Consider the following 12,804-nt stretch of genomic DNA (forward strand, 5'->3'; position numbering starts at 1 on the left):
AGAAGCTTTCATGCTATTGGTTAGATCAGACATGCTCTGACTCCAGAGGTTTGTTGCAGCTGCCTTAACGGCTACAAAAAGTGACTTTAACGCCCGCCTTATTATTGTATTGGTGGCGGGCTATTCCTTGTTCGGGTTACAACTTATAACTTGGCCTCCAGCCCTTCTTTCAAAAAGTTAAACCAGTTCTCACCCAGTATTTTTCCTGCCTCAGATTCGCTGAACCCGTGACGCATTAAGCCGTTGTAAATATTTTCCATACCCTTGCTACCGCTAAACCAAGGCAGTGCATCGGGCCAACCAGAATTACTCGCCGAACCTTCACCATAATCCATCGCTTTCGACCAACGGCCATTACGCATCCATTCAAGGACTTGCTGTGGCTGGTTCAAGCAAAGATCACTGCCAATACCCAGATGATCCACACCAAACAAATCAGCCGTCTTGGCGACCATTTGGCAAAAATCATCAAGCGTGCATTGGCTGCCATTTGGCAGGTGGAACGGGTACAAACTAAAGCCAATCAAACCACCGCGTTCCGTCAGTGCTTTGATAACGTTGTTAGATTTATTACGCAGAGCTTCATGGGCAAACGTTGGGTTTGCGTGGCTAATACAAATAGGGCGGGAAGAAAGATCAATCGCTTCCAATGTCGAGCGCTCTGCACTGTGTGACATGTCGATGATCATCCCGACACGGTTCATCTCTTCGATGGCCTGTTTACCAAAGCGCGTGACACCAGAGTCGTTCTGCTCATAGCATCCTGTCGCTAACAAGCTTTGGTTGTTGTACGTCAGCTGCATGATCAACAAACCTTGGCGACGCATGACTTCAATCAGGCCAATTTCATCATCAATTGGAGAACAGTTTTGCGCACCAAAGAAGACCCCTACTTTTCCTTCTGTCTTCGCTTTCTCGACATCGGCCATGGAATGAATTGGCATGATGAGATCTGCGTTTTGCTCGAAGCGAAGATTCCATTCAGCAAAGCGAGTTAACGTTTCTCGTGCATTTTCGTGATAAACGATCGTTGCATGCACAGCGGTGATGCCGCTGGCTTTTAGTGTCTGAAAGTACTCTCTATCCCAATTGCAGTACTGCAATCCATCAATCACAATCCGTTGTTGGTACATAACCACTCCTTAAACGTTAATGAGCCTTTAAGGTTGGGCAGCGGAATCCTCGGCTGCCCTATTTCACTTAGTAAGGACGTTGATAAGCGGTTTTCACCACGGTGTAGAACTCTTTCGCATACTGACCTTGCTCGCGTGGACCAAAGCTCGACTCTTTACGACCGCCAAACGGTACGTGGTAATCCGTTCCTGCGGTTGGTAGGTTGACCATCACACAACCTGTTTGTACCTGCTGTTTGAAGATGGCGCTGTTACGAAGGCTTTGTGTGATGATGCCGCCCGTCAAACCAAAGCGAGTATCGTTCGCCACGGCAATGGCTTCATCCAAATCAGAAACTCGAATCACACTTGCCATCGGTGCGAACACTTCTTCTTGGTTCACTTCCCAGCTGTTTTGCGTGTTAAGGAACAGAGTTGGCGACATGTAGAAGCCTTCATGTTTCAGGTTTAATCGCTCGCCACCGAATGCCAACTCTGCACCACTTTGACGTGCCTTCTCGATCCAATCGAAGTTCGCTTCCAACTGGTTGCCATCCACCACTGGTCCCATGAAGATGCCTTCTTCTAATGCGTGGCCAACTTTAAGCTCGCTCATTCGTTTGATCAGTGCTTCAACGTACGCATCGTGAATACCATCCATCACCACTAAACGAGATGAAGCCGTACACTTCTGACCTGCGCCAGAGAAAGAACCTGCAATCGTCGCTTCAACAGCAATTTGAATATCAGCATCATCAGCAACCACGAGTGCGTTCTTACTGCCCATTTCTAACTGACAGCGAACGAAGTTTGGCGCTGTCGCTGCTGCGACTTTACGACCCGTATCAACAGATCCAGTAAAGCTCACACCGTTTACGTCTTTCGAATTAATTAGGGTGTTGCCCACTTGTGAGCCACTGCCCAACACTAGGTTAAATGTACCTGCTGGTAAGCCTTGTCGATGGATAATCTCAGTCAGTGCAACGGCACTTGCAGGTGTTAAATTCGCTGGCTTCCAAACCACACTGTTACCAAACGCAAGGGCTGGCGCGATTTTCCAAGCGGCAGTCGCAGTTGGGAAATTCCAAGGAGAAATGATGGCGATAACGCCAACAGCTTCACGAGTAACCTCAACGGAAACCCCTGGACGGACAGAAGCAGCGTTATCGCCAATTTGACGCAGCACTTCAGCCGCAAAGTATTGGAAGAATTGTCCAGCGCGGTAGATTTCACCTCGACCTTCTGCAAATGGTTTGCCTTCTTCGCGTGAAAGCAATGTACCAAGCTCGTCACAACGAGCAATCAGCTCATCACCAATCGCTTGTAATACTGCTTGTTTACGCTCAATCGGTGTTTTTTCCCATTCTGGCTGCGCAATTTTCGCGGCCTGAATCGCTTGTTCGACTTGCGCTTCGCTCGCCTGAGCAAAGTCGCCTAAATTTTCACTGATGTCTGAAGGGTTGATGTTTGCAATCGTATTGATGCCAGACTGCCATTCACCGGCAATGTAGAGGGATTTTTCTGCTTGAACATTATTGATAAAAGTCATTGCTCTGTCCTTGTTCTTCCTGACGTCTAGTGGTCTTCCACCAGCTCATTCATCTCACTTAATAAGCCAAACTGGCTGTGTGTGTTTGTTCTTTACTCTGGCTGGTTCGCTGAGGCGTAAACCACAAACTCGACCAGCATTTCTTCACGGGCAAGACCTGCAACAACCATGGCTGCGCGGTTTGGATAAGGCGCTTCAAAGTATTCCGCATACACTTGATTTACCGTTTTTAGATACTCGCGATCCGTCACGTAGATCAGCACTTGTAGAACTGAATCAAGCGACTCGCCCGCGCACTCAAGGGTGTGAATGAGATTATTAAAGGTTTGGCGTGTTTGCGCTTCGATGCCACCTTCCACGACCGCGCCCGTATCATCGATTGGGATTTGCGCCGTGTATAACGTGCCATTGTTGACGATGGCCCACTCTAGTGGTGCTTTAGAAGCAAATAGTGCCGTTTTGACTGGGTATTTTTTCGTAGAAGTATTCACGTGCCTTTCAACCTTTGTAACAACCTTGTTTCAAGATAGTTAAATACTGCACATTGACAGGCGATAAATCGAACGGTAAATTTTTTACATTTGATAAGAAAAATCTATCACCTTATAAAGGTTCCAATAAATAAAGGGGTTGCAGGGGTTTCGCGATGAGTATCAAACTTCAACAATTAAAGCATTTTGTGATGGTGGTCGAGGAAGGCGGTTTTAGAGCAGCTTCACATAGAGCAAACCGCTCTCAAGCTGCGCTGTCAACTTCGATCAAAGAACTGGAAAAAAACCTCGGTCAAACGCTGTTTGAAACGGGCAATAAATCTAAACTCACGCCCTTTGGTGAAATCTGCTTACCCAAGATCATCCAGTTTCTTAATATCTATCACGCACTGAACAACGACTTAAAAGCAGCCGCTGCTGGACAGCAAGGTCGAGTGCGAATTGCCAGTGTCCCTTCTGTTGCTGCTAAGCTCATTCCAAGTGTTTTGGGCGCATTTTGTGAACAATACCCTAACGTCGAGGTCAGCCTAATTGATGATAACGCAGCAGGGGTCGAAGCCCGTCTTTTATCAGGCGAGGTCGATTTAGCGTTAGGAAACCCATCACATTTAGATGAAGGCGGTATTGAATTTACTCCATTGATCTCCGATCCAATTGGCGTGGTGTGTTTGAAGGACAACCCTATTGCCCAACACCCCGAGGGTATTGAATGGCAGACCTTATTAGAACAGCCCTTTATTCGAAACGGCACGTGTACCCTACTCGATCCCACTCCTGCACGCGCGCTCAGTGAACAGGCTTTATATTCCGTTGAGAACATCACATCTTTGTTCTCCGTTCTGGAGCTCGGTATTGGTGTCACTACCTTGCCGAAATTAGCGTTCCCCACTAATGAAACCCGCTTAGTTTGGATTCCGCTGATCGACCCACCTTTGGAAAGACAGGTTGGCATCTTTACTCTGACGGACAGAACCATCTCACCCCAGGCAAAAGCGTTTCATGATTTGTGTATTCACTACTTGAACTACCAAGAAGAAGTCGAAACTGCATAGGCATAACTCACAACTAAAAAAGCCTCTGACACGTTAAGCATCAGGGGCTTTTTGAAATTTCATGAGCCAGAACGCACTACTTTCTGCGCTTGTAAACCACGCAGAAGTTACCACGCTTGGTGCGACACTTAGAGCAACGTTCGCAGTCCACTTCGGCGCGGTTACCGTCTTTCCAGCGCTTGATCAATTGTGGCTCTGCCAATAACGGACGAGAAAGCGCGAAGAATTGAATCTTGGTGTTTTCAGCCAAGTCTTCAATCGCACAGAAGTCGTTTAAGCCACCTACGGTAATCACAGGTACGTTCACATCTTGGCTGATCACTTGGCCGTACTCGTGGAAGTAACCTTCTTCTTGTAGCGTGTAACCATCGAACGATTCACCTACCATGGTGCTTGCGTTGCCGTGAATGTTACCCGATACAATGATCGCATCCACGCCCACTTCTTCTAGCTTCTTACACACAATGCGCGTTTCATCGAACGTCAAACCGCCATCGAAGAATTCCGTTGCTGTCAGCTTAACCAGAATCGGGAAATCATCACCAACTAGCTTGCGTGTTTCGGCATAGATCTCCATAAGGAAACGCATGCGGTTCTCTAGGTTGCCGCCGTACTGGTCTTCGCGACGGTTGTAATATGGGCTCAAGAACTGGTTGATCAAGTACGTGTGCGCCGCGTGGATTTCTACACCATCAAAGCCAGAATCTTGTGCACGCTTGCTCGCTAGCGCAAATGCTTTAACGATGTAGTCAATCTCGTCTTGAGTCATCGCTTTGCCTTCCGTTTTGGTGCCGCGCTCTGGCACTTCACTTGGAGCAAAAATCACACGTTCACCCACGTCAAATGTCGTTTTTGTACCGCCGTAAGCGATCTGCATGACGATCTTAGCGTCATGCTCATGGACAAGGTCAGTCAGCTTTTTGTATTCATCGATGAAAGAGTCGTTGTAGATCCCCATCATGCCTGCGTTCGGCTTTTCTTCTTCTACGATGTTTGCGTAGCCAGTAACGATCAGGCCCACTTCACCTTTGGCAAGTTCTTCATAAATGTCGTACAGCTTCTCGGTCATGTGACCGTCTTCTGTTGCCATATTTTCCCACGTTGCACTACGTACAAAGCGGTTCTTTAGTGTCATGTTGCCAATGCGGGCTTCTGAAAACAAAATGCTCAAGTCCAGTCCTCTTAAAATCTGTCTTTTTAGATACATCACTACCAAGCAGGAACGAAAAAGGAACAGCGATACACAAAGCATGGCTGTTCCTTCTCTGAATTTCTGTTCAGTGCAATGAGCGACACGAACCTTACCGCCGAAACTGCGGCAAAACTTTAATCTGGATTAAGGTTTGGTGAGATAGATCACCGATTCCGCATTCATTGGTTTTGTTCTCATCACCACTACTGATGGCATCAATCGTTAACTCAGACTTACTTTCCTTTAATGAATAAACGGCAGTGGAATCAACTCCAGCCCAAGTACGCCGCTGATGCCCATGACAACCAATAACGACATCTTAAACACCGATTTGGACCATTGAATGTAGTTGTTGTAATCCACTTTTTGGAACGTCACACGTGTCCACATAAAACACACCGCCGCCGAAACGGCTAAGTACTCGTAACCGGCTTCACCTAGCATAAACAGCCCGATAGCAACCACACTAAAAGCAACTACGTACGCTTTCATATGCTGATGCGCTTTGGCAATCCCCTCTTTAACAGGAAGCACTGGAATACCTGCATCACGGTAATCTTGCATGCGGAACATAGCAATCGCGTAAGAGTGCGGCATTTGCCACAGACAAAACATGACGAACAGCAAGATGGCTTCCAAGCTAATGTAGTTGGTCACGGCTAGGTAACCCACCAAAGGAGGAACTGCGCCGGAAATACTGCCAACTAAGGTGCCGTAGACCGAATTTCGCTTGTACCACATGGTGTAAAAGAAGACATAAAACACGTAACCCAAGAGTACAACCACGGCCGAAAGCGGATTCACCACTTGGAATAGCAGCGCCGTGCCGTTAAGCAACAATACTAAAGCATAAACAAAAGCCGCATCGGTATTGATGTTACCCATCACTAATTCGCGGTTTTGCGTGCGCTTCATCTTTTGATCGATATCGCGGTCAAAGATGTTATTCACCACGCATCCTGATGCAATTACAAGCCCCACGCCAACTAACGTTGTCAATAACAACAGAAAGCTCGCTGGTTCTGATTTTGCGGCGAGGAAGAACCCCGCCGCAACAGAAATCAGGTTGCCGAAAATGATGCCCGGTTTGGTAATAGACAAATATCTTTTCAGCATACCCTAGCCTACAACTTCATGTTGACGTTCATGTTGTAGATGATCCAAATCGAACCTGCGATAAGAATCAACACAACAATTGCGGTAAACATCAGTGAAACGAAGTTCCATTGGCCTTCTGGTGTTTTCACTTCCATATGCAGGAAGTACTTAAAGTGCACGAAGATCTGCACAATCGCACAACCAAACAACACTGCATAAGTCGCAGTATCTGGCAGCACTTGCGCCCACACACAGTAGAAAGGAATCACCGTCAGGATCAGCGACGCGATGAAGCCTTTTACGTAATCAGAAGCACCGGTATCTAGATGGTTTTCCATTACATAACCCCCAGTAAGTAAACGATGGTGAATACGCAAATCCAAACGATGTCTAGGAAGTGCCAGAACAAGCTTAGACACTGGAATCGCATCGACATGTTGTCGTTTAGGCCCTTAGTTGATAGCTGGTGGTAACCCACCGCCAGCCAGATCAAACCAAAGGTCACGTGCAAACCGTGTGTGCCCACCAAAGTAAAGAACGCAGACAGGAACGCACTTTCTTGCGGTCCGTAACCTTCTTCAATTAGGTGATGGAACTCATACACTTCCATACAGATGAAGCCAAGACCAAGCAAGAAGGTTACTTTTAACCAACGTTTTAGGCCTGCGACATCTTTGCGCTTCATCGCAATCATGCCGAAACCAAACGTGATACTACTAAACAGTAGCAACATGGTTTCTACAAATACGAACGGCAGTTCAAAGATATCTTTACCTGTTGGGCCCGCGATAGAGCCACTTTCAAGTACTGCGTAGGTTGCAAACAAGGTCGCAAACAATACACAGTCACTCATTAGGTAAACCCAGAAACCAAACAACTTGTTGCCGGCCGAGTCATGGTGATGATCGTGGTCGTGAGCGGCTACATTAGCTTGCATACGTCACCTCCAGATCGTCTTTTTTCTCGTTGTCTTTCACTTCGTTTTTCTTCGCTTCTTCAAGTTGAGCTCGACGCTCCGCTTCAATCGCTTTGATTTCTTCAACTTCAACGTAGTAATCCACATCGTCGTTGTAGCTGTGTTGAATACAAGTCACGATGATGCCAACAAAGCTTGCTGCTGCTAGCCACCAGATGTACCAAATCATCGCGAAGCCAAACACCAATGCCCATGCAGATACGTAGATACCTGTTGGTGTGTTCTTCGGCATATGGATACGCTCGTATTCCACTTCTTTGGTTGGATCGAATTCGCCACTCTGTTTTTGGTACCAGAACCCATCTAGAACGTCGCCTTTTGGTAGGTGCGCGAAGTTGTAGAACGGCGGTGGTGAAGACGTCGCCCACTCGAAAGTACGACCGCCCCACGGGTCACCCGTTAGGTCACGGTTTTGCTCACGGTCACGAACACTCACGTAGATTTGAATGAACTGACAAGCCACGCCAAGCGCAATCACTGCCGTACCCGCTGCGGCCACTGCCAACAGTGGGAAGTACTCTGGGTTCAGATCTTGGCTTAGACGACGCGTCATACCCATAAAGCCCAGCGCGTACAGTGGTAGGAACGCCATTAGGAAACCGACAATCCAGCAAATGAATGCACGTTTGCCCCATGTTTCGTTCATGGTGAAGCCAGTTGCTTTCGGGAACCAGTATGTGATTGCAGCGAAACAACCGAATACCACACCACCGATGATTACGTTATGGAAGTGCGCAATCAGGAACACTGAGTTGTGCAGAACAAAGTCCGCGCCTGGCACTGCCATTAGTACGCCCGTCATACCACCTACAGAGAAGGTAATTAGGAAGCCAACCGTCCACATCATCGGAGTGGTAAAGCGGATTCGACCTTTGTACATGGTGAATAGCCAGTTGAAGATCTTCACCCCGGTAGGGATAGAGATAATCATGGTGGCGATGCCGAAGAACGCATTCACATTCGCACCTGAGCCCATGGTGAAGAAGTGATGCAGCCAAACGACGAACGCCAAAATCGTAATAACGATGGTCGCCCATACTAGAGAGGTATAACCAAACAGTTTCTTACGTGAGAACGTTGCGGTTACTTCAGAGAACACACCAAAGATAGGCAAGATCAAGATGTATACTTCTGGGTGACCCCATGCCCAAATCAAGTTCACGTACATCATTACGTTGCCACCAAGATCATTGGTGAAGAAGTGTGTACCGATGTAGCGATCCAATGTCAGTAGCGCGATGGTTACCGTAAGGATTGGGAATGAAATAATGATTAGGATGTTGGCACACAGGGATGCCCACGTGAACACTGGCATCTTCATCATTGGCATAGACGGTGTACGCATGCGCAAGATGGTTGCGAAGAAGTTCACGCCCGTCAGCGTGGTACCCACACCAGATATTTGCAGTGCCCATATCCAATAGTCTACCCCGACTCCTGGGCTTGCTTCGATACCAGACAGTGGCGGATACGCCAACCAACCAGTACGACCAAACTCACCTAAGCCAAGTGACATGTTGGTTAGGATCACACCCACAACAAACAACCAGAAACTCAGGTTGTTTAAGTAAGGGAATGCCACGTCACGCGCACCAATTTGCAGCGGTACGATGATGTTCATCAAACCAATCACCAATGGCATCGCCACGAAGAAAATCATGATTACGCCGTGGGCAGTAAAGATTTGATCGTAGTGATGTGGTGGTAGATAACCGGTCTCACCTGCCGCAGAAAGCAGCTGTTGACTACGCATCATGACCGCATCAGCAAAGCCACGAATCAACATCACCATTGCCACAGCGATGTACATAAAGCCTAATTTTTTGTGGTCTACTGAAGTAAACCATTCATTCCATAAGTATTGCCACTTACCCGCTTTGGTTATCGCCGCAACGACAGCCAAACCAACGATCGCGATCACCGCTAGAGTGACGACGATAATCGGCTCGTGATAAGGGATTGATTCAAGTGTTAATCTTCCAAACATTGCGATTATCCTAGATTTTCCGGCAAACAGTTCATTGAACCCGGATGCTGGGTCACGACGTCGGTGAACAAAAATGGTGGAACGCTAGAGAACAGCTTCACAGGCTCTGCCACTGTTGGTGATGCAAGCGAGCGGAATTGCTCCCAGTCTTCAATACGATCTGGGCTAGCTTTCACTTGTTGCACCCAGTTTAGGAATGCCGTGCGATCTTCCATTGCCGATGCTGTGAACTTCATTTGTGAGAAGCCTTCACCGCTGTAGTTAGAAGCAAAACCTTTGTAATCACCAGTGTGATTCGCAATCAGGTTCAGCTTGGTCACCATGCCAGGCATTGCGTAAATCTGTGTTCCCAAACGTGGGATGAAGAACGCGTTCATGATGTTGTCCGACGTCAGTTTGAACTGAACAGGAACATCTTTAGGGAATGCCACGTAGTTAACTGTCGCAATGTTCTCTTCTGGATAAATGAATAGCCATTTCCAGTCGAGCGACACCACTTCGATGGTGATCGGTTTAACATCACTTTCGATTGGCTTAGATGGCTCTAACTCATGAGTAGAGCGCCAAGTGATGGCGGCTAGAATCGCGATGATGATGATTGGAATAGTCCATACCACCACTTCGATCTTGGTCGAATGCGACCAATCCGGCGCGTACTCCTCGCCTGTATTTGACTCACGGTAGCGGTAAGCAAAGTAGATTGTCATAAGAATCACAGGGATCACGACAATCAGCATCAGTAGAAGGGCTGTGATGATCAGCTCTTTCTCCTGAACGCCAATACTACCTTTCGGGTCAAGTAGAGCAGAGTTACACCCTGCGAGCATAAGGATGGTCGCCACCAAACTTATCCTCGATAAGATGCGTGTATATCTTGAAGCTTCCATTAACTTTCTCGATGGTTAGCCAATAACAGAGCAAGCCCTGTAATTGGTTGTCTTGGTCATTAGAATATTTTTGTGTTGAGCTTGTGCAGCAATGGACTTCTTAGTAGGAACATCAAGTTGCTTGATGGTTAAAACCACACTCACAACGTGAGTTTATTGTTACACTTTGAAATACATTGTTACATTCGACCGCATTATGGGGAGAGAAAGGAGAAACCTCACCAGACACAAATGGAAACTAACATTCCATTTACGAAACAAAGCATTAAGCAATGACGACAAAAAAGACACACAATATTTACGTGCTTCAGGATTAAAGCCTTTTACTGAAAGGATCAATAAAGGGGAAAAGGTGACATGTTTAGTCACGCATTAGAAAATGCGTCGAGCGCTACATTAGAAAGTGCGAATTAAACAAAGCGTGACAAGCATCATAGTTATGAATTCACATACTATTTACATGGCATTTGACAAGCTAGTTAGATTACGAGTCAAATATTGACGTGTTGAATGATAAAAACGTCGATAACTTGAGAGCTGACCCATCAGAAAACAAGAAAGAGCCGTAATCGGCTCTTTGTTTACATTCTTATCCCGCCATCCACTTCGAGCACTCGCCCTGTGAAATAGTCGTTTTCGAGAATGTATTTTACGGCATGAGCAATCTCACTTGTCTCCCCCATCCTTCCGACAGGTATCATCTTTTGCAGTCGGTCTATGGCTTCTGGCTTCATTTGATCCGCCATAGCGGTTTTGATAACACCGGGGGCAATGGCCGCAGCACGGATACCGTATCTGGAAAGCTCTCTTGCCCATGTTGTTGCCATGGTCGCAACGGCAGCCTTCGATGCAGAGTAATTGGTTTGTCCAATATTGCCTGCTCTCGCCACACTGGAGATGTTAATGATGGCCCCTTTCGAGCCACTCTCGATCATTTTGACCGCCGCTTCTCGGCCGCACAAGAAAGTGCCGGTCACATTGACGTTCATTACTAGGTTGAACTGCTCAAGCGACATCTTGGTGATCTCGCCACCTTTAGCTTTGACCAACAACCCGTCTCGTAATATACCTGCGTTGTTGACTAAACCATTAAGCTGCCCAAAGTCTTGGATAATCTCGTCAAAGGTTTCTTCCACTTCAGATTCATTGGTAACATCGAGTCGATAAATCAGCGCCTTGGCACTGAGCATTCGGCATTGCTCTTGAGTGTTCAGAAGCCCAGTTTCGTTCACATCAAGCAGGGCTAAATCTGCGCCTGCTTGAGCAAGGCTGACCGCCATCATCTGCCCTAACCCTTGTCCCGCCCCTGTGATTGCAATGACACTGTTTTTTAAATCCATATCTGTACTCCATTACTGGATGACTTCCATGTTCAAAAGCTTGTCTAGAAAAAACTGTTTGCCTAGAACCTATTTACTTCCAAACTATCTGTTTAGAAACTAACTACTTAGAAACTATCGAGCTCGTCCAGATAAAGTGAATGGCAGTCGTAGCCTCGCCAAAACCGTCATTCCCTACAGCGAGGAACGAGCGTGATAGGGAACCTCTCTTTTAGCCCTTCTGGTTCTTATAGAATTCAAACAAGCTTGAGAAATCGAGTTCCGCATGACCGCTGGCATTATGGAATGCATAGAGGTTACGAGCCAAAGAGCCCATCGGTACAGAAGAGTTAGTTTGTAGCGCCGCATCCAAACCTAAGCCAAGATCTTTCAACATCAGCTTACTCATAAAACCAGGGTTGTATTGATTGCTCGCTGGTGCAGAGTCCATCACTCCGGGACATGGGTTATAAAGCTCTAACGCCCAGTTTCGACCTGAGCTTTGTAGCATGATGTTGGATAAGACTTTCGGATCAAGTCCGTGGTCAATACCAAGATTGAGCGCTTCGCAAGTTCCCGACATCAAAATGCCCAGCATCAGGTTGTTACAGATCTTCGCCATCTGACCATCGCCTGCTTTCCCTGCGTGGAATACGTTTTTACCCATGTATCGCAAGATCGCATTGGCTTTGGAGAATGCTTCGTCCGAACCGCCAACAATAAAGGTCAGCGTTGCCGCTTTTGCGCCTGCCACGCCGCCTGAGACAGGAGAATCAACAAACAACAATCGTTTGTTCTGTGCTTCGTTCGCCACCAAGCGAGCAGAATCTGGATCAATGGTCGAGCAATCAATTAGTAAGGTATTGTCCTGTACAATGTTGAGCAGACCGACACCACCATGTAAATCCCCCAAATACACCGCGCGCACGTGTGCACCTGCAGGTAGCATGGTGATGACTGTTCCTGCGCCATCCACGGCTTCTTCTAAGGTACTAGCAACCACCGCGCCAAACGGTTCGAGTTGCTTCGCGGCGTTCACATCCACATCAAACACTTGCACGTGAAACCCTGACGCCAATAGGTTTTGTGCCATCGGGCTGCCCATGTTGCCCAAGCCAATAAATGCAATGGTACTCATGTT

12 protein-coding genes are annotated in these 12,804 nt (G+C 47.2%); 1 reads left to right on the forward strand and 11 read right to left on the reverse strand.

Annotated features, from left to right (window positions below; translation table 11 throughout):
• Nucleotides 1-143 precede the first annotated feature (143 nt).
• From KIO97_RS08910 to KIO97_RS08920, 3 genes are all read right to left on the reverse strand, one after another.
• Nucleotides 144-1,133: a membrane dipeptidase gene (locus KIO97_RS08910; protein ID WP_285382057.1), complete on the reverse strand. Its 990-nt coding sequence runs from the start codon at nt 1,131-1,133 to the stop codon at nt 144-146.
• 67 nt (nt 1,134-1,200) lie between these two features.
• A complete protein-coding gene (locus tag KIO97_RS08915; RefSeq protein WP_005532279.1) occupies nt 1,201-2,661 on the reverse strand; it encodes an aldehyde dehydrogenase family protein in 1,461 nt (486 codons plus the stop codon).
• Between the two features lie 92 nt (nt 2,662-2,753).
• Nucleotides 2,754-3,152, reverse strand: a complete 399-nt coding sequence (locus tag KIO97_RS08920) for a RidA family protein (RefSeq protein WP_005431596.1) — start codon at nt 3,150-3,152, stop codon at nt 2,754-2,756.
• A gap of 155 nt (nt 3,153-3,307) precedes the next feature.
• On the opposite strand from KIO97_RS08920, the gene KIO97_RS08925 reads away from it, so the two are divergent.
• Entirely contained in the window at nt 3,308-4,204 is an 897-nt protein-coding gene (locus tag KIO97_RS08925; RefSeq protein WP_038889370.1) for a LysR family transcriptional regulator, read from the forward strand.
• A gap of 76 nt (nt 4,205-4,280) precedes the next feature.
• Here KIO97_RS08925 and KIO97_RS08930 read toward each other — a convergent pair whose 3' ends face one another.
• From KIO97_RS08930 to mmsB, 8 genes are all read right to left on the reverse strand, one after another.
• Complete coding sequence (locus KIO97_RS08930) at nt 4,281-5,375, reverse strand: NADH:flavin oxidoreductase (protein ID WP_285382061.1); 1,095 nt, start codon at nt 5,373-5,375, stop codon at nt 4,281-4,283.
• Between the two features lie 264 nt (nt 5,376-5,639).
• The gene (gene cyoE / locus KIO97_RS08935) at nt 5,640-6,512 is read right to left on the reverse strand and encodes a heme o synthase (RefSeq protein ID WP_285382063.1); all 873 of its coding nucleotides are present in this window, start codon (nt 6,510-6,512) and stop codon (nt 5,640-5,642) included.
• Between the two features lie 8 nt (nt 6,513-6,520).
• Nucleotides 6,521-6,832 carry a cytochrome o ubiquinol oxidase subunit IV gene (gene cyoD / locus KIO97_RS08940; RefSeq protein WP_285382065.1) on the reverse strand — a complete coding sequence of 104 codons (312 nt, stop codon included), beginning with the start codon at nt 6,830-6,832 and terminating at the stop codon, nt 6,521-6,523.
• Entirely contained in the window at nt 6,832-7,431 is a 600-nt protein-coding gene (gene cyoC / locus KIO97_RS08945; RefSeq protein WP_005431496.1) for a cytochrome o ubiquinol oxidase subunit III, read from the reverse strand. Before cyoC ends, cyoD begins: the two co-directional genes overlap by 1 nt.
• Complete coding sequence (gene cyoB, locus KIO97_RS08950) at nt 7,421-9,457, reverse strand: cytochrome o ubiquinol oxidase subunit I (RefSeq protein WP_005532284.1); 2,037 nt, start codon at nt 9,455-9,457, stop codon at nt 7,421-7,423. Before cyoB ends, cyoC begins: the two co-directional genes overlap by 11 nt.
• A 5-nt stretch (nt 9,458-9,462) precedes the next feature.
• Nucleotides 9,463-10,344: a ubiquinol oxidase subunit II gene (gene cyoA / locus KIO97_RS08955; RefSeq protein WP_005431534.1), complete on the reverse strand. Its 882-nt coding sequence runs from the start codon at nt 10,342-10,344 to the stop codon at nt 9,463-9,465.
• Nucleotides 10,345-10,925: 581 nt separating this feature from the next.
• Complete coding sequence (locus KIO97_RS08960) at nt 10,926-11,684, reverse strand: SDR family oxidoreductase (protein WP_285382067.1); 759 nt, start codon at nt 11,682-11,684, stop codon at nt 10,926-10,928.
• Between the two features lie 211 nt (nt 11,685-11,895).
• Nucleotides 11,896-12,801 carry a 3-hydroxyisobutyrate dehydrogenase gene (gene mmsB / locus KIO97_RS08965; RefSeq protein ID WP_038889375.1) on the reverse strand — a complete coding sequence of 302 codons (906 nt, stop codon included), beginning with the start codon at nt 12,799-12,801 and terminating at the stop codon, nt 11,896-11,898.
• Nucleotides 12,802-12,804 lie beyond the last annotated feature (3 nt).

It is taken from the genome of Vibrio sp. B181a (assembly GCF_030248375.1).
Taxonomy (GTDB): Bacteria; Pseudomonadota; Gammaproteobacteria; order Enterobacterales; family Vibrionaceae; genus Vibrio; species Vibrio campbellii.

Bases quoted from the DNA above. Each gene is read 5' to 3' on its own strand.
- KIO97_RS08960 (WP_285382067.1), bottom strand. From the start codon at position 11,684: ATGGATTTAAAAAACAGTGTCATTGCAATCACAGGGGCGGGACAAGGG.
- KIO97_RS08925 (WP_038889370.1), top strand. From the start codon at position 3,308: ATGAGTATCAAACTTCAACAATTAAAGCATTTTGTGATGGTGGTCGAG.
- mmsB (WP_038889375.1), bottom strand. From the start codon at position 12,801: ATGAGTACCATTGCATTTATTGGCTTGGGCAACATGGGCAGCCCGATG.
- KIO97_RS08910 (WP_285382057.1), bottom strand. From the start codon at position 1,133: ATGTACCAACAACGGATTGTGATTGATGGATTGCAGTACTGCAATTGG.
- cyoA (WP_005431534.1), bottom strand. From the start codon at position 10,344: ATGGAAGCTTCAAGATATACACGCATCTTATCGAGGATAAGTTTGGTG.
- cyoB (WP_005532284.1), bottom strand. From the start codon at position 9,457: ATGTTTGGAAGATTAACACTTGAATCAATCCCTTATCACGAGCCGATT.
- cyoD (WP_285382065.1), bottom strand. From the start codon at position 6,832: ATGGAAAACCATCTAGATACCGGTGCTTCTGATTACGTAAAAGGCTTC.
- cyoC (WP_005431496.1), bottom strand. From the start codon at position 7,431: ATGCAAGCTAATGTAGCCGCTCACGACCACGATCATCACCATGACTCG.
- cyoE (WP_285382063.1), bottom strand. From the start codon at position 6,512: ATGCTGAAAAGATATTTGTCTATTACCAAACCGGGCATCATTTTCGGC.
- KIO97_RS08915 (WP_005532279.1), bottom strand. From the start codon at position 2,661: ATGACTTTTATCAATAATGTTCAAGCAGAAAAATCCCTCTACATTGCC.